Consider the following 20,742-nt stretch of genomic DNA (forward strand, 5'->3'; position numbering starts at 1 on the left):
GATTGAAAAATTTCAAGCAGGACTGGCTTCGTAACCCTCTTCCCTGATTGCCTCGATTACGGTATCGGACGACAACTTGCTTTGGACCTCAACAGTCTTGGCGCCCAGATCGACCTTTACCTCGGCGTCCGGGTCTTTGGCTTGAAGAGCCAGAGTGACTGCCTTTACACAATGACCGCAGGACATGCCTTGAACATTGAAGATCTGCATGAAAATGACTCCTTGGTTTGAGGTTGTGCGCAGTTTCAAGCTTGCCATCATGGCAAGGTCAAGTTCTGACGGAAACTGCCGGGCTGGCATTCGGCAGCGCGCTCGGCCAAGCTGCACACATCAAGGATTTAATACCGGAGGTTCAGCCATGCGCTGGTCAGCGTTCAGCCTGTTTTGCATGCTCGGTTTTTCTGCATTGGTGCCCCAGGCATCGGCCGCCGGTGAAGATTTCGGTGTGCTGATCATTTCCCGCGAGCGCCTGGAAGTGTCGACCAGCTGCGAAATCGGCATCTACATTCAGGACCAGCTCGCGGCCAGGCTGTTCCAGGAGCAGAGCACTTCGTTCAATCTGCCACCGGGCCAGATCTCCTTGCGCTTGAAATTGTTGCCAGGCCAGGCGCCGGGTTGCAACCCAGGCATGCTTGCCCCCGGTTCGCAGAACATCACGCTCAAGGCCGGCGACATCCTGAAGTACCGCATCGCCATGACGCATGAGGGCATGTACCTCAAGCAGGCTGATCTCGGTTACTGACCTCGCGAGTCCTTGTGGGAGCGAGCCTGCTCGCGAAAGCGGTGCGATAGCCGATGAAGATATTGGCCTTACCGGCCTCTTCGCGAGCAGGCTCGCTCCCACAACGGTCCACCCAAGCTTTTGAACTGGTGCTTGACCTTGCCCGCGTGGCAAGGTTGATCCTGTAGTCACTCACTACAGGGAGCCTGTCCGATGTCCGAGTTCACCACCTTCGATCTGCCGATTTCCGGCATGACCTGCGCAAGCTGTGCCGGGCGAGTCGAGCGAGCCTTGGCCAAGGTCGCCGGCGCCAGCGCCGTCAGCGTCAACCTGGCAACGGAACAGGCGCGGATCCAGGCCCCGCAGGGAAGCCTGCCGGCGTTGATGCAGGCGGTCGAGCAGGCAGGTTACAGCGTTCCCGTCCAGACCCTGGAGCTGAGCATCGAGGGCATGACCTGCGCCTCTTGCGTGGGCCGGGTCGAACGGGCGTTGGGGAAAGTTGCCGGGGTGAACCGGGCCAGTGTCAACCTCGCCAATGAGCGAGCCCACCTTGAATTGCTCGGACAGGTCGATCCGCAAAACCTGATAGACGCGGTCAAACGCGCCGGTTACGACGCCAGTGTCTGGCAAGTCGAGCAGCCTCGAAAAAACCGAACCGATCAGCTGAGCCGCGAGCGCCTGGCCCTGCTGCTGGCGATTCTGCTGTCGATCCCGCTGGTATTGCCGATGCTGTTGCAGCCGTTCGGGGTGCATTGGATGCTACCGGCCTGGGCGCAATTCGCGCTGGCGACGCCGGTCCAGTTCATCTTCGGTGCGCGTTTTTACGTCGCGGCGTTCAAAGCCGTCCGCGCCGGTGCCGGGAACATGGACCTGCTCGTCGCCCTGGGCACCAGCGCCGGTTATGGCTTGAGCCTCTATGAGTGGGCGATGGCCCGCCCGGGGAGCATGCCGCATCTGTATTTCGAGGCGTCGGCCGTGGTGATTGCCTTGGTGCTGCTGGGCAAGTACCTGGAAAGCCGCGCCAAACGACAGACCGCCAGCGCCATCCGCGCCCTCGAAGCCTTGCGACCGGAGCGGGCGATTCAAGTGGTCGACGGCCAGGAACGGGACGTCGCCATCAGTGCCCTGCGCTTGAATGACCTGGTGCTGGTCAAACCCGGCGAGCGCTTCCCGGTGGACGGTGAAGTGCTCGAGGGCCAGAGTCACGCCGACGAGGCGTTGATCAGCGGCGAAAGCCTGCCCGTGCCCAAGCAACCCGGTGATCATGTCACTGGCGGCGCGATCAATGGCGAAGGGCGCCTGCTGGTGCGCACCCGGGCCCTGGGGGCCGAGAGCGTGCTGGCACGCATCATTCGCCTGGTGGAAGACGCCCAGGCCGCCAAGGCGCCGATTCAGAAATTGGTGGACAAAGTCAGCCAGGTTTTCGTGCCGGTCGTATTGACCCTGGCACTCGCAACGTTGCTTGGCTGGTGGCTCTACGGTGCGCCGCTGGAGACGGCGCTGATCAACGCCGTCGCCGTGCTGGTGATCGCCTGCCCCTGTGCCCTGGGCCTGGCGACGCCGACGGCAATCATGGCCGGCACTGGCGTGGCCGCCCGCCACGGCATTCTGATCAAGGATGCCGAGGCGCTGGAGCGTGCCCATGAAGTCGGCACGGTGGTGTTCGACAAGACCGGCACCCTGACGTCCGGCACGCCACGCATCGCCCATCTGGCCGCGCTTGACGGTGATGAAGACGCACTGCTGAACATGGCCGGCGCCTTGCAACGCGGCAGCGAACACCCGCTGGCCAAAGCGGTGCTCGACGCCTGCGCCGAACGCGGCCTGAGCGTAGCGGATGCCAGCGATAGCCAGTCCCTGACAGGTCGCGGCATCGCCGGTAGCCTCGACGGGCGCCGCCTGGCCCTGGGCAATCGTCGTCTGCTGGAAGAGCTGGGCCTGAACCCCGGTTCGCTGGCCGAGTCGGCGCAAGCCTGGGAAACCGAAGGCCGAACCCTCTCCTGGCTCGTCGAGCAAGGCGCAACGCCTCGGGTCCTAGGCCTGTTCGCCTTTGGCGATACCCTCAAGCCCGGCGCTCTGGCGGCGGTCGAGGCCTTGAAGCAACGTCACATCGCCAGCCACCTGCTCACGGGCGACAACCGGGGCAGCGCTCGGGTCGTTGCCCAGGCATTGGGAATCGCCAACGTCCACGCCGAAGTGTTGCCGGGCGACAAGTCCGCCATCGTTCAACAACTGAAAGCCCACTCGGTGGTGGCGATGGTCGGCGATGGCATCAACGACGCTCCGGCCCTGGCCGCCGCGGACATCGGCATTGCCATGGGCGGCGGCACCGACGTGGCGATGCAGGCCGCCGGCATCACCCTGATGCGCGGCGATCCGCGCCTGGTACCGGCGGCGCTGGACATCAGCCGCAAGACCTACGCAAAAATCCGTCAGAATCTGTTCTGGGCCTTCGTCTATAACCTGATCGGCATTCCGCTGGCGGCGTTCGGTTTGCTCAACCCTGTGTTGGCCGGCGCAGCCATGGCGCTGTCGAGCGTCAGCGTGGTGAGCAATGCATTGTTGTTGAAGTTCTGGACACCCGCGCATCTGGAGGACAAGCGATGAACATTGGCCAGGCAGCCCGCCAGAGCGGCCTCAGCGCAAAGATGATCAGGTACTACGAATCCATCGGCCTGCTCAGGGCAGCCCATCGCACGGAGAGTGGCTATCGGATCTATGGCGCCGATGACTTGCATACGTTGGCATTCATCAAGCGCTCCCGGGATCTGGGGTTTTCCCTGGAAGAGGTCGGCAAGTTGCTGACTTTGTGGCAGGACCGTCAGCGTGCCAGCGCCGACGTAAAGGCTCTGGCCCGGCAACATATCGACGAACTGAACCAGAAAATTCGCGAACTGGCCGAACTGCGCGACACGCTCCAGGATCTGGTGGAGCACTGCCAGGGCGATCATCGCCCGGATTGCCCGATCCTCAGGAAACTGGCGTCGGGGTGATGTAGACCTATTACCACCTGTGGGAGCGAGCCTGCTCGCGAAGACGGCGGCCGATGCATGGATGCAAACTGATCCACCGCTTTCGCGAGCAGGCTCGCTCCCACAAGGATTCAAGCTGATCATCAAAAACCCGGCCTCGGCCTGATGCGATTCACTCAAGGCACCGACAAACCCGTGGCGAGGGAGCTTGCTCCCGCTGGGCCGCGAAGCGGCCCCAAAACCTGCCAAATGCGGAGCATCAGATACACCGTACCCGCAGATTCACGGCTGCTTCGCAGCCGAGCGGGAACAAGCTCCCTCGCCACAGGGCCATCACTTTCCATGTGGACCGCATTACGGCCGTGGCCGGGTTTCAGGTCAACCGATCACTGCATCCACGGCGGAGGCGGCTCTTCGGTCTTGCCGGGTGGCGCATCGTCAGCGGCGCGTACGGCCTGGCGGCGCTCTTCATCCAGGCGCGCGGCTTCGATTTCGCGCATGATCCCGCCGACATCCGCCAGTTCTTCCGGCTCGTCGAACTCACCGGTCAGCACGCTCGCCGGGTGCAGGGTGCCTGCTTCATACAGGGCCCACATTTCCTTGGCGTATTTGGTGCGTTTCAGCTCCGGGGCAAACCGACCGAAGTAGGACGCCATGTTGCCGACGTCCCGCTCCAGCATGCTGAAGGCGTGGTTGTTGCCGGCAGCGTCCACCGCTTGCGGCAGGTCGATGATGACCGGCCCCGTCGGCGTCAGCAGCACGTTGAACTCCGACAGGTCGCCGTGCACCAGACCGGTACACAACATCAACGCGATCTGGGAAATCAGAAAAGCGTGATACTCGCGGGCCTGATCCGGCTCCAGCACCACGTCGTTGAGACGCGGCGCCGCATCGCCGTACTCGTCGGCCACCAATTCCATCAGCAGCACGCCCTCGAGGAAGTCATACGGCTTCGGAACCCGCACGCCGGCGCTGGCCAGCCGGAACAGCGCGGCCACTTCGGCGTTCTGCCAGGCGTCTTCGGTTTCCTTGCGGCCAAACTTCGAGCCTTTAGCCATGGCCCGGGCCTGACGGCTGTTGCGCACCTTGCGGCCTTCCTGGTATTCGGCCGCCTGGCGAAAACTTCGCTTGTTCGCCTCCTTGTAGACTTTGGCGCAACGTAGCTCGTTGCCGCAGCGCACCACATAAACAGCTGCTTCTTTACCACTCATGAGTGGGCGCAGCACCTCGTCGACCAGACCGTCCTCGATCAGGGGTTCAATGCGTTTTGGAGTCTTCATCAGCTTTTATTCTGGGTCCTTTATTACCAAACACGCGAATGACAGGTCGTTATACGGCAATCCTCCCTCCACGGGGAGGGGGTCCGACCTATGAACCCTGAATGCACACACTGTGCCGGGTCGGACAACCGAGCCAAATCATAGTCGAGACCGAGCGTGGGGTTGCTCAGTGAATGGCAAGCGGTTGCGACAAGAGCCAAACGAGTCAGCGCTTGAACAGTTCCCCCGGCGTAAAACCGAACAGTCCCTTGAATGCCGCAATGAAAGCGGACGTCGAATCATACCCACAGGACAAGGCCGCGCTGGTCACGCTATCGCCCTGTTCCAGCGACTCCAGGGAAGACAACAGGCGCATACGCTGGCGCCACGCCCGGAAGCTCAAACCGGTTTCACGCTGGAACAGGCGCATCAAGGTTTTTTCCGACGTGCCCAGGCGCTCGGCCCAGGCTTGCAGGGTCACGTTGCCTTCGGGTTGCTCGATCAATTCGTTGCACAGTTCCAGCAAACGAGCGTGACGGGGCAATGGCAGGGAAAAGCCCACTTCCGGCAGCGCCGCCAATTGGTCCAGCAGCACTTGGACCAAGCGTGTTTCCTGGGTCTCGCCCTGTGGGTAAGTGGCGGGAAACTGGCAGAACACTTTGATCAGTTCCCGCGCCAGCGGTGTAACTTCCAGCACCCGACAGCGATCATCGGCCCACGGGCACGCCTGGCGATGGACGTAAAGACTGCGCATTTCCGCGCGCATGGACGTCACGACCTGGTGCTCCAGGTCGGCCGGGATCCAGATGCCCCATTGCGGTGGCGCGAAGAAGCTGCCTTCGGCCGTATGGACGCCGAGCACGCCACTGATCGCGTAGGAGAATTGCACCCAATCGTGGCGATGAGCCTGGGTCCACGAACCGGCATTCAGACTTTCGACCCGGGCATAAAGCGGCCGAGGCAGCTCCGTCAGGTCCGGAATGCGTCGTTCGAGCTGTTGGTGTCCGTTAGTCGGCATTGATTGGCCTTATGTCGCAAGACGACTGGGTAGGCCGACGTTAGGCTAAGACAACTCTTCTTACAATCCACGGTGCCCTATGCACATCCTCAGACACCTCAAGCGCATGGCGACCGACTGGTTCCTGTGCGGCATGTTGCTCGCCACGCTGCTCGCGTATTTCTTCCCCCGCTTCGGCGCTACCGGCGGCGCCATGCATGCCGAATGGGTGGTCAACATTGGCATCTTCGTGGTGTTTTTCCTCCACGGCGTCAACCTGTCCGGCGAGCAGATCCGCCATGGCCTGAAAAACATCCGGCTGCACCTGATGGTGCAAGGCTTCACATTTGGGGTATTTCCATTGATCTGGCTACTCGGCAACTGGACACTGGGCAGCCATGTGCCGTCCTTGTTGATGCTGGGGTTCTTTTACCTGTGCGCGTTGCCTTCGACCATTTCGTCCTCGGTGGCCCTGACCGGCAGCGCCGGCGGCAACGTACCCGCGGCGATTCTCAACGCCAGCTTGTCCAGCGTACTGGGGGTTCTCCTGACGCCGCTGCTGGTCAGCCTGGTGGTCGGCAACGGTGCCGGCGGCATCGACCTGGGCTCGACGCTGCTCGACCTGTGCATGATGTTGCTGTTGCCGCTGGTGCTCGGGCAGTTTTTGCGGCGCTGGCTGGCCGGTTTTTTCGCGCGCTACAAGCGCTATACCAGCATCATCGACAAACTGGTCATCCTGCTGCTGGTTTACGCCGCATTCTGCAATTCGATGATTTCCGGGATCTGGCAACAACAAGGTCATGGCGTGCTGCTCAGCGCCGTGCTGGGCAGTGCGGTGTTGCTGGCTGTCATCCTGTGGATGACCACCCGCACCGCTCGCGCCCTGCGTTTCAACAACGCCGATGAAGTCGCCGCGGTATTTTGCGCGAGCAAGAAATCCCTGGCCGCCGGAGTGCCGATGGCGGCGCTGATTTTCGGCAACAACCCCGGCCTCGGGCTGATCCTGCTGCCGATCATGATCTATCACCCGCTGCAATTGATCGTCTGCTCGATCCTCGCCGAACGCTATGCAAGCCGGCAACGGGCGCAGGCATCGCAAAAGAGCGAGGCCATCGTCAGCGCTCGATGATAGCCGTCACCCCTTGGCCGGCGGCTGCGCAGATGGAAATCAGCCCCCGGCCCTTCCCTGCCGCGTCCAGCAGCTTGGCCAGGTTGGCAACAATGCGCCCGCCAGTTGCAGCAAATGGATGTCCGGCGGCCAGTGAGCTGCCCTTCACGTTCAGCCGGCTGCGGTCGAGAGTACCCAGCGGCGCATCAAGGCCCAGGCGGGCCTTGCAGTAATCCGCGTCTTCCCAGGCTTTCAAGGTGCACAGTACCTGGGCGGCGAACGCCTCGTGAATCTCGTAATAGTCGAAGTCCTGCAAGGTCAGGCCGTTGCGCGCCAACAGCCGCGGCACGGCATAGACCGGCGCCATCAGCAGACCTTCGGCGCCGTTGACGAAATCCACCGCCGCCGTTTCGCCGTCACGCAGGTAGGCCAGGATCGGCAGCCCACGGGCGTTGGCCCACTCCTCGCTCGCCAACAACACCAGCGAGGCGCCATCGGTCAGTGGGGTGGAATTGCCCGCCGTCATCGTGCCCTTAGCGGTTTTTTCGAAGGCGGGCTTGAGGGAAGCGAGTTTCTCCAGGGTCAGGTCCGGGCGCAGGTTGTTGTCGCGGGTCAGGCCGAGAAACGGCGTCATCAGGTCGTTGTGCCAGCCTTCGGCGTAAGCGGCGGCCATTTTTTGATGACTCTCCAAGGCCAACTGATCCTGCTCTGGCCGGGGGATCTGCCAGGTTTGCGCCATCAACTCGCAGTGCTCGCCCATGCTCAGGCCAGTGCGCGGCTCGTTGATGCGCGGCAGGTCAGGTACCAGGTGTCCGGGGCGCAATTGCAAAAACGTCTTGATTTTATCGGCGGTGGTTTTCGCGCGATTGGCTTGCAGCAGGATCCTGCGCAGCCCTTCATTGACGCCGATCGGTGCGTCGGAGGTGGTGTCCACGCCGCCGGCAATGGCGCTGTCGATCTGCCCGAGGGCGATTTTGTTGGCCACCAGTAGCACCGTCTCAAGTCCCGTGCCGCAGGCCTGCTGCACATCATAAGCGGGTGTGCTGGGCGACAGCCGCGAGCCGAGCACGCACTCGCGGGTCAGGTTCATGTCCCGGGAAAACTTCAGCACCGCCCCCGCGGCCATCTCCCCGATATGCATGCCGTGCAGGTTGTAGCGCTCGATCAAGCCCTCAAGCGCAGCGGTCAGCATCGCCTGGTTGCTGGCGGTGGCATAGGGCCCGTTGGAGCGGGCGAAAGGAATGCGGTTACCGCCGATGATCGCGACGCGGCGTAGCTGTGCCATGTAGAACTCCCCTTTGTATGTCCAAATGTGCCGTCAGCGTTGACCCATCACCCATGGGAGCAGGATTGTTCCCATGTGAAGGCGGTGCTCTGGAACACAGCTTAGGCTTTATCCCGCCGATCGAACGACTGATTGCCAAACATGGTCCACACTTGGAACCTCATCAGCCGGAGTGTGTTCCATGTCAGACCGTTACATAGACTTTGCCAATTCGCCCATTGGCCTGCGTCTGGTTGGCGCTCTCGGCTTGCCATCGCCGGTACGCCTGGAGCGTTGGCAAGCCGGGCGCCTGCGGCCAATCGAGGGTGCCTTGCTGTTGGGCGGCGGGCCGCTGACCGAACAGGTCGGCACATTCGCCAAGCGCCTGACCGACGCCATTTTCATCTACGGTGGCGAACCGACGCTCGCCACCGAATGGATCCCCGGGCACGGCCCGAAAATCAAGGCTGTGGTGTACGACGCCAGCCACCTGGCACAGGTCGACCAGCTCAAGCAGTTGCGCGAGTTTTTCCAGCCGCTGATGAAAAATCTCGACCACAGCGCTCATGTCGTCATCCTCGGCCGCGCTCCGGAAAACCCCGACGACCCGTTCGCCGCCAGCGCCCAGCGGGCTTTGGAGGGTTTCAGCCGATCCCTGGCCAAGGAGCTGCGCCATGGCGGGACGCTGCAGTTGCTGTACGTTGGCGAAGGCGCCGAAACCCAGCTGGAAGGTGCGCTGCGGTTTTTCCTGTCGCCCAAGAGTGCCTACGTTTCCGGGCAAGTGATTCGTCTCAAGGCCTGTGCAACCCAGGTCCAGGACTGGACCCGTCCGTTGACGGGGCTCAAGGCCCTGGTGACCGGCGCTGCCCGTGGCATCGGCGCTTCCATTGCCGAAACACTGGCCCGCGATGGCGCCGATGTGATCCTGCTGGACGTACCGCCAGCCAAGGCCGACCTCGATGCCTTGGCCGCACGCCTGAGCGGGCGCAGCCTGACGCTGGACATCTGCGCAGAAGACGCAGCCACGCAGTTGATTGAACACCTGCCCGACGGCGTCGACATCGTTGTACATAACGCTGGCATCACCCGGGACAAGACCCTCGCCAACATGACCCCGGAATTCTGGGACGCGGTGCTGGCAGTCAACCTCAATGCGCCGCAAGTGCTGACCAAGGCCCTGCTCGACAGCGGCACCCTGCGCGATAACGGCCGGGTCATCCTGCTGGCATCCATCAGTGGCATCGCCGGCAATCGCGGCCAGACCAACTACGCCGCGAGCAAGGCCGGGCTGATCGGCCTTGCTCAAGCCTGGGCGCCAACCCTGCAGGCCCGAGGCATCAGCATCAACGCCGTGGCGCCAGGCTTCATCGAAACCCGCATGACCGCGGATATTCCTTTCGCCCTGCGCGAAGCCGGGCGACGCATGAGCTCGCTGGGCCAGGGCGGCCTGCCCCAGGATGTCGCCGAAGCCGTGGCCTGGCTTGCGCAACCGGGCACCGGTGCCGTGACCGGACAGGCGCTGCGCGTGTGTGGGCAAAGCCTGCTGGGGGCCTGATCATGACGATCCAATGGCATGAGATACACGCCGCGCCGTCGATGTCCGGGCTGTACGCCAAGGCCGCGACACGCCGCAAGATCACCGGCACTACCCTGCCGGACGTTGGGCTGCGCCAAGTGATCCAGGTTGATCAGCAACGCCTGGCGGCCTATCGCAAGGTCTGCGGCTTTACCGAAAACGGTCTGCTGCCACCGACCTATCCCCATGTGCTGGCGTTCGCCCTGCAAATGCAGCTACTGACGGATCGGAATTTTCCGTTCCCGCTGCTGGGGTTGATCCACCTCAGCAACCGCATCCGCATACTGCGCCCCATGGGCGGGGTCAGCCAGGTGCGCGCCAGCGTCAATGTCGAGAATCTCCAGCCGCACGCCAAGGGCGCGGTGTTCGATCTCGTGACCCGCATTGAAGATCAGTTGGGACCGCTGTGGCAGGCCGAAAGCCAGATGCTGTGCAAAGGCGTCCAGCTTGATGGGGCGCTGGTGGAGGAGCCGGCGATTGCCGCCCTTGAGTTGACGGAAGTGGCACACTGGACAGCACCTGCGGACATTGGCCGGCAATACGCCAAGGTGTCCGGCGACTACAATCCGATCCACCTGAGCGCCGCCAGCGCTCGGCTGTTCGGCTTCCCCACCGCCATCGCCCACGGCCTGTGGAACAAGGCCCGGACGTTAGCGGCGCTGGACGACCATTTGCCCGAGGCCAACATCGAGATCGAAGTGAACTTCAGGAAACCGGTGCGCCTGCCCAGCGAGGTGACGCTGCTGGCGAGCGCCGCGGGGTCCAGTGGAAAACTGCGGTTGGCGGGGGCTGGAGAACTGGAACACATGCTCGGCAGTTGGCAGCCGGTTGCCTGAATAAAAAACGCCGTCCCCTGTGGGAGCGAGCCTGCTCGCGAAGGGGATGGTCCTGCCTACGCCGCTGCTGCTGAATGGGACGGCCTCTTCGCGAGCAGGCTCGCTCCCACAAGGGCCATTCGTCAACGCGGTGGATAATTCGACAGGATCCGCCCCACCGTCTCGCGCACCTTCGTGCTGCGCTCCGTAGGGTTGGGCGACTCGCTGAGCAGTTGCTCATCGCTACCGCGCCACACCAACTTGCCATCCTTGCCGTCGAGCAGGTCGATCTGCACCGTGGCGACTTTGTAGCTGACGTTGCGGGTTTCGTTATACATCGGCCCGCCCCAATAGCCATTCCAGGGGCCGCCCCAGCCGCCGCCGTAGTTTGTCGTCACCTGTTGCTGACGGTCCTCGACGATCAGGTAGGCCTGGACCTGCACATCGCTGCGGGTACCGGACGGAGCCGGGCGCAAGCCGCGCTGATCAAGCTGATCGGCGACGGCTTGGCGGATGCGCTGTTCGGTCAGGTCGCTCTTGATGCGCGGGTCATCCGGACGGTACTGCAGCGCCGGCTCTTTCCAGCTCCAGCTGCGGTAGGCCGCGAAATCGCGGGTGGTGTCGAAGTCATGATTGACCTGATTGGAAGTGCAGGCGCCAAGCAACAAGGCCAGGGCAAATGGGGCGATACGGCGGAACATGGTTTTTCTCCGTTGCGTAATCAACTGGGAGGATAAGCCGAAAGAGCCTTTTCCACCGCCTCACGAATGGCATCGCTACGTTCGCTCTGACTGCCTCGCTGGCTGGTCTCGGCGCTGGCACTCCACACCGGCTGGTTGTTGCGGGCATCGAACAGATCAACCCGAACCACCACGACCTGCTCCCGGTAAGTGCGTACCACGGGGACGCTGTTATACATGCCATAACCCGGCCCGTATCGGTTGTAACCGCCGTAGTAGCCTGAATCATAATCGTCGCGGACCTGGCGTACGCGGGTCTCCAGGCGCAGGTCGGCACTGACGAAGAGGTCCGCCGGCCGATTGTCATGCAGCGGGCGCAGGCCGCGCTGGTCCAGGGCATTGCTCACCGCTTCGGCCACCTGCGCCGAGTCCGCCCAGGCCGTGCCCGGTGGCAGTCGGCCGTTGAGCCAGGCCCAGCTGCGATAGCGCCCGTAATCCCGGGGCGGTGCGGGATAGGCGCTGCGATCGAATACCGTGGCGGCCTCGGGTGGTGCTGGCGGCAGCGGCCTGGATGTCGCGACATAAGGGTTGCTGCCCTGACAGGCCGCCAGCCCCAGGCACAACACCATTAACCCTGAACGACCTTTCATTTCGCTCTCCGATTGCTTCGCGGATCAGAGGGGACGGCAAACCCAGTGCAGATAACGTCCCAAGCCGGCAAAGGCCGGATGGCGACGGTGGGCCAGTTCCATCTCCAGCAGTTGCGCAAGCTCTGCACGGCCTTGGAACTCCACCGGCATATAGTCGTGAAAAACCCGCACCCCACTCTGGGTTTCGACCTGCCACAGGCCTTCAAGTTGCGCCGCCAACTCTCGTGGATCAAGCGGTTGCTGAGGGGTCAGGCTTTGTTTCTCGCCGGCCAAGTCGTTTTTACGCAGTTTGCGAAAGTGCCCCTTGAGCAGGTTGCGATAGACCAGCGCATCGCGGTTGTAAAATGCCAGGGACAACCAGCCGCCAGGCACCGTCAACTGATGCAGCACCGGCAGGATCGCATGGGGCTCGGCCAGCCATTCGAGCACCGCGTGGCACAGCACCAGGTCGTAAGGTTCGGTGAGCTGGCCGAGCAGATCCTGCCACGGCGCCTGGATGAACGTTGCGGCCTGGCCCGCCTCGGCAAAGCGTTGGCGAGCGCCTTCGAGCATCGGCTCGGCCGGTTCGGCCAGGGTGACCTGATGCCCGCGCTCGGCCAGCCACAGCGACATGTGGCCCAGCCCCGCGCCAATATCCAGCACTCGCAAGGGGCGATCCGGCAACGCTTCAAGGAGATCGGCCTGAAGCACGGCCAGCCGAATAGCCCCCTTGGCTCCTCCGTAGATTTTTTCGGCAAAACGCGTGGCGAGTTGATCGAAATGGCGATCGCTCATTGGCCGAACCGCCGTTCGCTGTCGGCCAACTTGCTGCGCACCACGGCGTCCATGTCCAGGCCCAGCTCGCTGCACAACAGCAACAGGTACAAGACGATGTCACCGATTTCCTGCCCGGCGTGGGCAAGTTTTTCCGCGGGCAACTGGCGTGACTGCTCCTCGGTCAACCACTGGAAAATCTCCACCAATTCAGCCATTTCGACGCTGGCGGCCATGGCCAGGTTTTTCGGGCTGTGGAATTGCCGCCAATCGTTACGATCACGGATGGCATGCAGGCGTTCGGTCAGTTCAACAAGGTTCATCGGGCTCTCCTGGATGCGCATAGCTTCGAGGGGATGACGAGGTAAGGCAAGAGTCTCGATACAAAGCGCCGGTTTGCCCCATAATCGAACGATCCCGGCCCAGACCGCTCCTACATTCAGGAGCAAAAGGCTCAACGTGGATTCCCTCTCATCAGGACGCACACATGCAGGTAGAAAGCTTTTTCGAATGGCTCGGTCAGGCGCTCGGTTCGGTGATCCGTTTTATCGTCGATCTGCTCAGTGGCCTGTTCAACACCCTGGCCAATGCCGGCGGCAATTTTGTCGAAGGCCTGTCCCGGACGCTGGGAATGGATACTTCAATCATCAGCATCATTGCGCTGATCCTCGGGCTGATGTTGTTGTACTCGGCGATCCGCGCCTTCATGCGGGCGTCGATCGTCATGGGCATCATCTGGCTGGTGCTGGGGTTGTGGCTGTTGAGCTGGATTATTCACTGAGCCCCCAACTTGGACACCTTGTGGCGAGGGAGCTTGCTCCCGCTGGACTGCGCAGCAGTCCCAAACCGGGCTGACGCGGTTCTCCAGAAACACCGCGCCCCCCAGTCTTGCGACGGCTGCGCCGCCGAGCGGGAGCAAGCTCCCTCGCCACAAAAGCCTGCCGCACAGATGAATGAAACGCTGCAATAACCCGCTACAATCGCGCTCCTTCAAGGAGCCCGCATGCCCAAGCTGATTACCGACTGGCGCGACCGCCTTACTCATCGCCGGGTCTGGGCGCTGGCTGCGCCGATGATTCTCTCGAACATTTCCGTGCCGCTGGTGGCGCTGGTGGACAGCACCGTCATCGGCCATTTGCCCCATGCCCATCAGTTAGGCGCAGTAGCGGTCGGAGCGAGTCTGTATACGGTGCTGGCATGGGCCATGGGTTTCCTGCGCATGGGCACCACCGGGTTCGCCGCCCAGGCGGCCGGGCGTGCCGACGGCGCGGCGTTGCGCCAGGTGTTGTTGCAGGGCCTGCTGCTGGCGATGGGGCTGGCGGTGCTGCTCGGTGCCGTCGGCATTCCCTTGAGCGACATGGCGCTGCACTTCATGCAACCGTCCGCCGAGCTCAACCAGTTGACCCGCGATTTCTTCCACACTCGCCTTTTCGGCTTGCCTGCGGCGCTGGCCAGCTATGCGCTGGTCGGCTGGTTCCTCGGCGCCCAGAACGCCCGCGCGCCGCTGGCGATCCTGCTGGTGACCAACCTGGTGAACATCGCCTTGAACCTCTGGTTCGTGATCGGCCTGGACTGGGGCGTGACCGGTTCGGCCCGGGCGTCGGTCATCGCCGAATGGACGGGCGCGCTGGTAGGCCTGGCCCTGGCGCGCAACACCCTGCGCAACTGGCCTGGGCAGATAGCCTGGGCGGCGCTGGGCTTGTGGCAGAGCTGGCGACCGTTGCTGGCGGTGAACCGGGACATTTTCATCCGCAGCCTGGTGCTGCAATCGGTGTTTTTCCTGATCACGGTGCAAGGCGCGCGTCTGGGCGATGCGACCGTGGCCGCCAATGCCCTGCTGCTCAACGGCCTGCTGCTGACGGCCCACGCCCTGGACGGCCTGGCCCACGCCGTGGAAGCACTGTGCGGCCACGCTATTGGGGCTCGCGACCGCCTGGCCCTGCGCCGTGCGCTGGTCGTTGCCAGCGGCTGGTCACTGATTGCCAGCCTCGGGTTTGCCCTGCTGTTCCTGCTTGCTGGGCATCTGTTCATCGACATGCAGACCGACATCGCCGAAGTGCGGACCACCGCTTACCACTACTTGCCTTATCTGGCGGCGTTACCGTTGATTGCGGTATCGAGCTATCTGCTCGATGGCCTGTTCATCGGCGCCACCCGCGCCCGGGAAATGCGCAACGGCATGCTCCTGACCCTGCTACTGACGTTGCCGTTCGCCTGGGTCCTGCAAGGATTGGGCAATCACGGCCTGTGGATCACTTTCCTGCTGTTCATGGCCTTGCGCAGCCTGACGCTCGGTACCTTCGCCTGGCGTTTGCAACGACACGACAGCTGGCTCGGTGGCAATGCCCGGTGAGGCCTTCAATCCTGGTTGCCTTGCCATAGCCGCCGCAACTGCTCCAGACGCTCGTGTTGCGAGCCGCCAGCCAGCTCCGGCGCTGGCTGCGCATCAGGGTATTGCAAGCGTAGCCACAACCAGCCGTCGAGGGCGCTCTGTTCGCTGAACCCCAGCGCCAACCCTTGCTGCATATATTCCCAGAGCGACCAGTAGTCATGCCCAATGGAGCAGGACCAACGCCAGACATGACGCTCCAATACACACGCCTGCAACTGGCTTTGTTGCCTGTCACTGAGGCCCGGCTCGTTCTCCAGAGCCGGCACCGACAAGCCAGGATTGGCGAGCTGTTGCCAGCCCTCCGAGCCCATGGTCCGATCAGCCCAGGTGCCTCCGAACCAGCGCAGAATGCTGATCGGCCCCAGCCAGCAACTGAGTTCCCGAGGGTCGCAACCATCAAAAAAATAACTCGCGGTGTGCGGGTTGTAATAGCTCAACAAAGCCTTGTAGTGCAGGCCCAGCGTGACCGTCAGCATGCGCCGCAAATGCGTCAGCAATACTTCGGCAGGCGCCGCGCTCACTATCAGCAGCCCCGGCCAGGATTGACTATCCAGCTGGCACAGACTGGCCAGCGCTGGCGATCGCTGCAGATCAACCAATAGCGGGCCTTCGTCCCTCAGTTCGTGAAGATCGGTGTTTTCGAACAGAAGAAAGTGCCGTGCCTCGGCAAATTGCTCCCGCAGGCGCAGCGCGGCTCCGGGGCCGTTCGGCGCGTCGAGCAGCAGCCATTGCGGCGTGGCCCCAGGCATGGCGGCAGCGTTCATGGCGCTGCGCCCGCACCACGTTGCGTCACCAGGCGGCAGATGCACACCGCCTGGGCGCAGGGGTGGAACGCCCCTCCGCCGGGCAACAGGCACAGCAGGAACAGCGGCTCGCCACCGCGCACTGCAGACAACAGGTGGTCATCAACCCCAGGCGTCCCGGGTATTTCTGACAAACTCGCACTGGCTGGCGCTGGCTGTGTGCCAATGAGGGGCGGTGGGCCGAGAAAGGCACAGATAAGCGGGCGATCCGGGTCACCCTCGATAAAGCTCACCAGGACCTCGGTGCCCTCACGAATCCGATCGCCTGCGCAGGCCGCCAGCTCAGGCGCCAACGGCAGCCAGCAATGGCTGGCGCTGGCCCCTTCGCCTTGATAGACCCAGTCGAACTGCACCGCCACTCGCCCAGGCACCTGGCCCGCAGGCTCATCCACGTCTACCACCCATCCGCGTTGCCGGCTCACCATGACCGGCTTCGCAGGCACCTTGTCTGCCACAAACGACAGCGCGAAGGGAATGGCCCGGAACCGGTTGGCATATCGACCTGACTGGCCACGATGCTCGACCCTGGTCAATAACCAGCGCCGGTTCCAGTCCTTGAAAGGGTGAGCGGTCAGGGTCAGGGTCTGCCCGCTGTGCAAGTGCATCAGATCGCTCTGGCCCTCGGAGGCCTGTATGCCGATACCCTCGAAGCCAGCCTGAGCGCTGAAGGCGTGCACGGCGTCGGCCTGGCCGTCACCGCCGAAGATAACCTCGCCAGCGGAAAAGACACTGCCCGGCGCATCGGAGAAAACCAGGCAGTGCCCATCCCGGGCATGCTCGAAATGGAACCGGATACCAGCCTGGGCGCATATCCTCTGCAGAAATTGCAGGTCGGACTCCCGGTATTGGCTACAGACATCCCGCGTCGCAAAATCACCGCTCAAATCCAGGCACAGCCCGCGCCCGCCGATGCCATGCCCGCTCAAGACCTGGCGAATGATCTGCGGTACCGAGCGGCCACTGAACACCCGCTGGCTGAAGCGCTGCGCCAGGCATGCAAGCTTCGGCTCGATGCGCACATCGCAATTACCTCCATGACGGTGCTGCACAACTTCGTGGAGCTGTCCGTGAATGCCCCGGCCGCAGCTCCCGAAACTCAACCAGACGCTGCGGTACAGCAGGCCCGCCAGGTCCAGCGGCGTGTCACTGGTCACCAGTTCCACCTCGAACAGGAAAGGTTCGCTGATGTTTTCATTGCCGGTGAAGGCCACGACAACAAAGGACTCGGGCAGACCGGCTATCTCCAGACGAAATGATGACTCGCGGGCTGGACAGGACATCGGCATTTCTCTACAGGAGGGGGCGACCGGGCATTCTGGCCGAGAGCCTGGGTCGAGTAGAGGGGCCAAGTACAAGTAAGGAACGGGACTACACGAAATAAGGACCTTTCCGATTAGCTGCCCCCGTGTGAGGAAATTTCCACAGCGCAAATCAAAACGCCCTCCGGAACTGTCCGAAAATACCCGCGGCATGCGACGTATTTTCTGACAGCCCCGGAGGGCGTTGCGCTTGGCGCTATTGCCCTGTCAGGAAGACAGGTAGGAGGAACGAGTCAACCCGAGACGCAGGGCATCCAGAAACTGGGTGCGTTCGGCCGCCGTGATCCGGGCGCTGGCGCACTTGTCACGGTAGTGAGTCATCAGCTCCTCCGGCGACAGGTGCACGTAGCGCAACATGTCCTCGATGGTGTCGTGGGTTTCGATACCGGCGTGGTACACGCTGCCGTCGGCGTTCTGGTAGATGTTCACCGAATCGGTGTCACCAAACAGGTTGTGCATATCACCGAGGATTTCCTGATAGGCACCCACCAGGAAAATGCCCAGCAGATAGTCTTCGCCCGGATTGAGCGAATGGACCGGCAGGCTGGTCTCGATGCTCTGCTCATCGACGTATTGCTTGATCTTGCCGTCGGAGTCGCAGGTCAGGTCCTGCAGCACGGCGCGGCGCAGTGGCTCTTCATCGAGACGATGCAACGGCAGGATCGGCAACACCTGGCCGATCGCCCAGGTGTCCGGCAAACTCTGGAACACCGAGAAGTTGCAGATGTACTTGTCGGCCAGCTTGTCGTTGAGCTCATCGAGCACTTGACGGTGCGAGCGCTGACGGGCCTTCAGCGAGTTGTGCAGACGACGGCAAACGGCGAAGTAGCACTGCTCGGCCAGGGCTTTTTCCGCCAGGGTCAGCTTGCCATCGGCGTACTGCGCAGCCACGTCGCTCATGTAGTGGGTGGCACGCCAGTAGGTCTCGGTGACCATCTCGATATCGGTCGGGCCCAGCAGGTCCACCAGCCATTGCACGGTTTCCGGCAGGCTTTCCTTGTTTTCGATCACCGGCACATCGTCATGGTGCTTCTCGACGTCGGTGACCTGGACCACCAGCATCGCATGGTGGGCGGTCAACGAGCGGCCGCTCTCGGAAAAGATGTGCGGGTGCGGCAGGCTCTGCGCATCGCAGAACTCCTTGAGCATCCCCACCACGACCCCGGCGTAATCGTCCATGTCGTAGTTGATCGAGCTGGCGTTGCGCGAGTGCGTACCATCGTAGTCCACGCCCAGACCGCCGCCGACATCGATGTGATCCACCGGCAGGCCGAGGTTGCGCAGCTCACCGTAGTAACGGATCGCTTCCTTGAAACCATGCTGGTAGTCCGCCAGATTGGCGATCTGCGAGCCCATGTGGAAGTGCAGCAGGCGGATGCCCTGGTCGAGGCCGGCGCCGCGGAAGCGCTCGACCACCGACAACAACTGCGCTGCGGACAAGCCGAACTTGGATTTTTCGCCACCGGTATCGGCCCATTTGCTCGATGCCAGGGACGACAGGCGCACCCGCAGACCGACCTGCGGCTTGACCTTGAGCGACGCAGCCTCTTCGATTACCAAGCCGACTTCGGACTCTTTCTCGATCACGATGAAGACATTGTGGCCCAGCTTCTGGCCCATCAGCGCCAGGCGGATGAACTCGCGGTCCTTGTAGCCATTGCAGACGATGGTCCCGCCCTTTGGCGCCAGGGCCAGCACCGCCAGCAACTCGGGCTTGGAACCGGCTTCCAGGCCGATGGAGACATTCTGGGTGGCGATGATGTTTTCGATCACCGCCTCCTGCTGGTTTACCTTGATCGGGTAAAGCGCGGTGTACTGGCTCTGGTATTCCAGGCGTGCAATGTTGCTGTCGAAGGCGCCGGTGAGCTGACGCACCCGATCTTGCAGGATATCGGGGAAGCGCACCAACAGCGGCAACGAAAGGCCACTCTGGCGCAACTGGTCGACTTGCTCGTACAAATCGATCGGCGAACTGTCGGGGCCGTTCGGACGGACTTCGACGCGACCGGCTTCATTGATCGCGAAATACCCGGCCCCCCAATGGCGGATCCCGTAAACGCTGCGGCTGTCCGCAACTGTCCATTGGCTGCCATCGTCTTTGCGTGTGCGTCGTACGGACATCGAAGTCCCCTATAAAGAAGTCAAAATGCACCATCCGGTCGGAGGCTGGCGCAGTCTAGAGAATGGAAATGACGATTTGCCTGTAAGCAGGTAGACCCTGCCCGCAGCGCTGAGTTTAGAACCCCGTTCAGAACAGGCTCTGTGAAAACCATGTGGGCGATCGCGAACCGGGGTTCGGATCAAGCCAGGGTGGGTTTCACAGAAGCTGCTAGCCGCCGGACTTCTTTGCCTTGAAACCGTGTCGGGTGAGTTCCGCCAGCAAGAGCTCGACGTGATCGCCCTGGATCTCGATGACGCCGTCCTTCAACGCGCCGCCGGTACCACAGCGCTTTTTAAGCGTCGTTGCCAGCTCCTTGAGCGCGTCCTCGGCCAGCGGCACGCCGGTGATTGTGGTCACCGTCTTGCCACCTCGACCTTTGCTTTCGCGGCGTACGCGAGCAATGCCGTCCCCGGCGGGTATGGCGGTCTGTTTGCAGATGCAGGCATCCACCGGCTGGCGGCAATCAGGGCAATGACGACCGGCGTCGGTAGAAAATACCAGGCCGCCCAGGGCGGCGAAGGATGCGGCTTTTTTGGCCACCGGCAATCCTCTTCGGAGGACAAAGACTGGTCGAGGGGCGAAAGTGCCTCGACCGCGAAGCCCCACTCAGGCAGGGGCAGCGCAGCTGGACCGAACGAAGTCGGCCAAGCTTGAAAAGTCGCGCAGTGTAACGACAAAAAGCCCACTTGCTAAGGGCCAATCAGCGCCAATTTACAGCTTCTTTGCGACACCGCGCTCACGGGCGCGCAAATAGCGCCCAAGCGCCGCCAGGGAGTCCGGGCAATACGGTTTGTGGCGGATTTCATCGAGCACCTGCTCGACGGGCAGAAAGCGCGCTTCCAGGACTTCTTCCGGTTGCAGGACCAACGGCCCGTCCCACACGGCGGAAAACGCCGCGCACCACAGGCGACTGCCGCCGTCCTCGAAATAGAAATGATCGTGGGCGACCAATTCGACGCCGCTCACGCCTAATTCTTCGGCCAGCTCGCGCGCCGCCGACTCGGCGTAGGTCTCGTGGGCCTGAACCATTCCCCCTGCCGCGACATCCCAATAGCCGGGGTAGATAGCCTTGCTCAAAGTCCTTCGATGAACGCACAGCTCGCCCGCCGAATTGAACAGCATGATGTAGGTGCCGCGTCCGATCAGGCCTCGCTCGCGCAGATCCGAGCGCACCAGGCTGCCGAGCAGATTGTCGTCTTCGTCGACCCAAGCGATCAGCTCGGCATCCGAGGCCACTCGATGAGCGTCCTCCCGGGTGCTTTCGTCCATCCT

General features: G+C 62.6%; 21 protein-coding genes. 8 read left to right on the forward strand and 13 right to left on the reverse strand.

All coding sequences use genetic code 11. The annotated features are described in order from the left end of the window. Positions 1-12: 12 nt before the first annotated feature. The gene (locus J3P89_RS25065; RefSeq protein WP_434626291.1) at positions 13-210 is read right to left on the reverse strand and encodes a heavy-metal-associated domain-containing protein; all 198 of its coding nucleotides are present in this window, start codon (positions 208-210) and stop codon (positions 13-15) included. Between the two features lie 148 nt (positions 211-358). Between J3P89_RS25065 and J3P89_RS25070 the strand changes: the two genes are divergently transcribed. From J3P89_RS25070 to cueR, 3 genes are all read left to right on the forward strand, one after another. After that, on the forward strand, positions 359-742 hold the full coding sequence (locus J3P89_RS25070; protein WP_434695967.1) for a hypothetical protein: 384 nt from the start codon (positions 359-361) through the stop codon (positions 740-742). 192 nt (positions 743-934) lie between these two features. Next, positions 935-3,328, forward strand: a complete 2,394-nt coding sequence (locus J3P89_RS25075; RefSeq protein ID WP_434695968.1) for a heavy metal translocating P-type ATPase — start codon at positions 935-937, stop codon at positions 3,326-3,328. Next, a complete protein-coding gene (gene cueR, locus J3P89_RS25080; RefSeq protein WP_434626294.1) occupies positions 3,325-3,714 on the forward strand; it encodes a Cu(I)-responsive transcriptional regulator in 390 nt (129 codons plus the stop codon). Before J3P89_RS25075 ends, cueR begins: the two co-directional genes overlap by 4 nt. 365 nt (positions 3,715-4,079) lie before the next feature. On the opposite strand, the gene J3P89_RS25085 is transcribed toward cueR, so the two are convergent. Then, positions 4,080-4,973 (reverse strand): PA4780 family RIO1-like protein kinase, encoded by an 894-nt coding sequence (locus J3P89_RS25085; protein ID WP_434695969.1) that lies wholly within the window; start codon positions 4,971-4,973, stop codon positions 4,080-4,082. Between the two features lie 205 nt (positions 4,974-5,178). Beyond that, entirely contained in the window at positions 5,179-5,970 is a 792-nt protein-coding gene (locus J3P89_RS25090; protein ID WP_434695970.1) for a helix-turn-helix domain-containing protein, read from the reverse strand. Positions 5,971-6,049: 79 nt separating this feature from the next. On the opposite strand from J3P89_RS25090, the gene J3P89_RS25095 reads away from it, so the two are divergent. Continuing rightward, entirely contained in the window at positions 6,050-7,078 is a 1,029-nt protein-coding gene (locus J3P89_RS25095) for a bile acid:sodium symporter family protein (RefSeq protein ID WP_434695971.1), read from the forward strand. Here J3P89_RS25095 and J3P89_RS25100 read toward each other — a convergent pair. Next, the gene (locus J3P89_RS25100; protein WP_434695972.1) at positions 7,065-8,342 is read right to left on the reverse strand and encodes an acetyl-CoA C-acetyltransferase; all 1,278 of its coding nucleotides are present in this window, start codon (positions 8,340-8,342) and stop codon (positions 7,065-7,067) included. The two genes, J3P89_RS25095 and J3P89_RS25100, sit on opposite strands and share 14 nt — an antisense overlap. A gap of 181 nt (positions 8,343-8,523) precedes the next feature. Here J3P89_RS25100 and J3P89_RS25105 point away from each other — a divergent pair, with 181 nt between their 5' ends. After that, complete coding sequence (locus tag J3P89_RS25105) at positions 8,524-9,876, forward strand: 3-oxoacyl-ACP reductase (RefSeq protein WP_434695973.1); 1,353 nt, start codon at positions 8,524-8,526, stop codon at positions 9,874-9,876. Positions 9,877-9,878: 2 nt separating this feature from the next. Beyond that, the gene (locus J3P89_RS25110) at positions 9,879-10,733 is read left to right on the forward strand and encodes a MaoC family dehydratase (protein WP_434695974.1); all 855 of its coding nucleotides are present in this window, start codon (positions 9,879-9,881) and stop codon (positions 10,731-10,733) included. Positions 10,734-10,855: 122 nt separating this feature from the next. On the opposite strand, the gene J3P89_RS25115 is transcribed toward J3P89_RS25110, so the two are convergent. From J3P89_RS25115 to J3P89_RS25130, 4 genes are read right to left on the reverse strand one after another with little or no spacing between them, the layout of a single operon-like run. Next, positions 10,856-11,413 carry a DUF4136 domain-containing protein gene (locus J3P89_RS25115; protein WP_434695975.1) on the reverse strand — a complete coding sequence of 186 codons (558 nt, stop codon included), beginning with the start codon at positions 11,411-11,413 and terminating at the stop codon, positions 10,856-10,858. A gap of 20 nt (positions 11,414-11,433) precedes the next feature. Beyond that, positions 11,434-12,042: a DUF4136 domain-containing protein gene (locus J3P89_RS25120; RefSeq protein ID WP_305497058.1), complete on the reverse strand. Its 609-nt coding sequence runs from the start codon at positions 12,040-12,042 to the stop codon at positions 11,434-11,436. A 24-nt stretch (positions 12,043-12,066) separates the two neighbouring features. Further along, the gene (locus tag J3P89_RS25125) at positions 12,067-12,816 is read right to left on the reverse strand and encodes a methyltransferase (RefSeq protein ID WP_434695976.1); all 750 of its coding nucleotides are present in this window, start codon (positions 12,814-12,816) and stop codon (positions 12,067-12,069) included. Further along, positions 12,813-13,118 carry a MazG-like family protein gene (locus J3P89_RS25130; protein WP_434626302.1) on the reverse strand — a complete coding sequence of 102 codons (306 nt, stop codon included), beginning with the start codon at positions 13,116-13,118 and terminating at the stop codon, positions 12,813-12,815. Before J3P89_RS25130 ends, J3P89_RS25125 begins: the two co-directional genes overlap by 4 nt. A 164-nt stretch (positions 13,119-13,282) precedes the next feature. Here J3P89_RS25130 and J3P89_RS25135 point away from each other — a divergent pair, with 164 nt between their 5' ends. Then, positions 13,283-13,576, forward strand: coding sequence for a hypothetical protein (locus tag J3P89_RS25135; RefSeq protein WP_305497064.1), 294 nt, complete (start codon positions 13,283-13,285; stop codon positions 13,574-13,576). A gap of 222 nt (positions 13,577-13,798) precedes the next feature. Continuing rightward, positions 13,799-15,148, forward strand: a complete 1,350-nt coding sequence (locus J3P89_RS25140; RefSeq protein ID WP_434695978.1) for an MATE family efflux transporter — start codon at positions 13,799-13,801, stop codon at positions 15,146-15,148. 5 nt (positions 15,149-15,153) lie between these two features. Here the strand turns inward: J3P89_RS25140 and J3P89_RS25145 are convergent, their stop codons facing one another. The 5 genes from J3P89_RS25145 to J3P89_RS25165 form a co-directional block, all read right to left on the reverse strand. Then, entirely contained in the window at positions 15,154-15,951 is a 798-nt protein-coding gene (locus J3P89_RS25145) for a DUF4123 domain-containing protein (RefSeq protein ID WP_434695979.1), read from the reverse strand. Beyond that, on the reverse strand, positions 15,948-17,270 hold the full coding sequence (locus tag J3P89_RS25150) for a type VI secretion system Vgr family protein (RefSeq protein ID WP_434695980.1): 1,323 nt from the start codon (positions 17,268-17,270) through the stop codon (positions 15,948-15,950). The genes J3P89_RS25145 and J3P89_RS25150 overlap by 4 nt, the downstream gene beginning before the upstream one ends. Before the next feature lie 246 nt (positions 17,271-17,516). After that, positions 17,517-19,430, reverse strand: coding sequence for an arginine decarboxylase (gene speA / locus J3P89_RS25155; RefSeq protein WP_039593533.1), 1,914 nt, complete (start codon positions 19,428-19,430; stop codon positions 17,517-17,519). Positions 19,431-19,638: 208 nt separating this feature from the next. Next, positions 19,639-20,010 carry a translation initiation factor Sui1 gene (locus J3P89_RS25160; protein WP_249876288.1) on the reverse strand — a complete coding sequence of 124 codons (372 nt, stop codon included), beginning with the start codon at positions 20,008-20,010 and terminating at the stop codon, positions 19,639-19,641. Positions 20,011-20,181: 171 nt separating this feature from the next. After that, positions 20,182-20,739, reverse strand: coding sequence for an NUDIX hydrolase (locus tag J3P89_RS25165; protein ID WP_434695981.1), 558 nt, complete (start codon positions 20,737-20,739; stop codon positions 20,182-20,184). Between the last annotated feature and the right edge of the window lie 3 nt (positions 20,740-20,742).

The sequence above is a fragment of the Pseudomonas sp. Z1-14 genome (genome assembly GCF_051132005.1).
Classification (GTDB): domain Bacteria; phylum Pseudomonadota; class Gammaproteobacteria; order Pseudomonadales; family Pseudomonadaceae; genus Aquipseudomonas.

What these genes read in the sequence shown, in the direction of transcription:
- J3P89_RS25165 (WP_434695981.1), bottom strand. Translation starts at nt 20,739, where the DNA reads ATGGACGAAAGCACCCGGGAGGACGCTCATCGAGTGGCCTCGGATGCC.
- J3P89_RS25065 (WP_434626291.1), bottom strand. Translation starts at nt 210, where the DNA reads ATGCAGATCTTCAATGTTCAAGGCATGTCCTGCGGTCATTGTGTAAAG.
- J3P89_RS25125 (WP_434695976.1), bottom strand. Translation starts at nt 12,816, where the DNA reads ATGAGCGATCGCCATTTCGATCAACTCGCCACGCGTTTTGCCGAAAAA.
- J3P89_RS25095 (WP_434695971.1), top strand. Translation starts at nt 6,050, where the DNA reads ATGCACATCCTCAGACACCTCAAGCGCATGGCGACCGACTGGTTCCTG.
- J3P89_RS25085 (WP_434695969.1), bottom strand. Translation starts at nt 4,973, where the DNA reads ATGAAGACTCCAAAACGCATTGAACCCCTGATCGAGGACGGTCTGGTC.
- J3P89_RS25100 (WP_434695972.1), bottom strand. Translation starts at nt 8,342, where the DNA reads ATGGCACAGCTACGCCGCGTCGCGATCATCGGCGGTAACCGCATTCCT.
- J3P89_RS25070 (WP_434695967.1), top strand. Translation starts at nt 359, where the DNA reads ATGCGCTGGTCAGCGTTCAGCCTGTTTTGCATGCTCGGTTTTTCTGCA.
- J3P89_RS25090 (WP_434695970.1), bottom strand. Translation starts at nt 5,970, where the DNA reads ATGCCGACTAACGGACACCAACAGCTCGAACGACGCATTCCGGACCTG.
- J3P89_RS25120 (WP_305497058.1), bottom strand. Translation starts at nt 12,042, where the DNA reads ATGAAAGGTCGTTCAGGGTTAATGGTGTTGTGCCTGGGGCTGGCGGCC.
- J3P89_RS25135 (WP_305497064.1), top strand. Translation starts at nt 13,283, where the DNA reads ATGCAGGTAGAAAGCTTTTTCGAATGGCTCGGTCAGGCGCTCGGTTCG.
- J3P89_RS25110 (WP_434695974.1), top strand. Translation starts at nt 9,879, where the DNA reads ATGACGATCCAATGGCATGAGATACACGCCGCGCCGTCGATGTCCGGG.
- J3P89_RS25145 (WP_434695979.1), bottom strand. Translation starts at nt 15,951, where the DNA reads ATGAACGCTGCCGCCATGCCTGGGGCCACGCCGCAATGGCTGCTGCTC.
- J3P89_RS25130 (WP_434626302.1), bottom strand. Translation starts at nt 13,118, where the DNA reads ATGAACCTTGTTGAACTGACCGAACGCCTGCATGCCATCCGTGATCGT.
- J3P89_RS25115 (WP_434695975.1), bottom strand. Translation starts at nt 11,413, where the DNA reads ATGTTCCGCCGTATCGCCCCATTTGCCCTGGCCTTGTTGCTTGGCGCC.
- J3P89_RS25140 (WP_434695978.1), top strand. Translation starts at nt 13,799, where the DNA reads ATGCCCAAGCTGATTACCGACTGGCGCGACCGCCTTACTCATCGCCGG.
- J3P89_RS25105 (WP_434695973.1), top strand. Translation starts at nt 8,524, where the DNA reads ATGTCAGACCGTTACATAGACTTTGCCAATTCGCCCATTGGCCTGCGT.
- J3P89_RS25075 (WP_434695968.1), top strand. Translation starts at nt 935, where the DNA reads ATGTCCGAGTTCACCACCTTCGATCTGCCGATTTCCGGCATGACCTGC.
- cueR (WP_434626294.1), top strand. Translation starts at nt 3,325, where the DNA reads ATGAACATTGGCCAGGCAGCCCGCCAGAGCGGCCTCAGCGCAAAGATG.
- speA (WP_039593533.1), bottom strand. Translation starts at nt 19,430, where the DNA reads ATGTCCGTACGACGCACACGCAAAGACGATGGCAGCCAATGGACAGTT.
- J3P89_RS25150 (WP_434695980.1), bottom strand. Translation starts at nt 17,270, where the DNA reads ATGTCCTGTCCAGCCCGCGAGTCATCATTTCGTCTGGAGATAGCCGGT.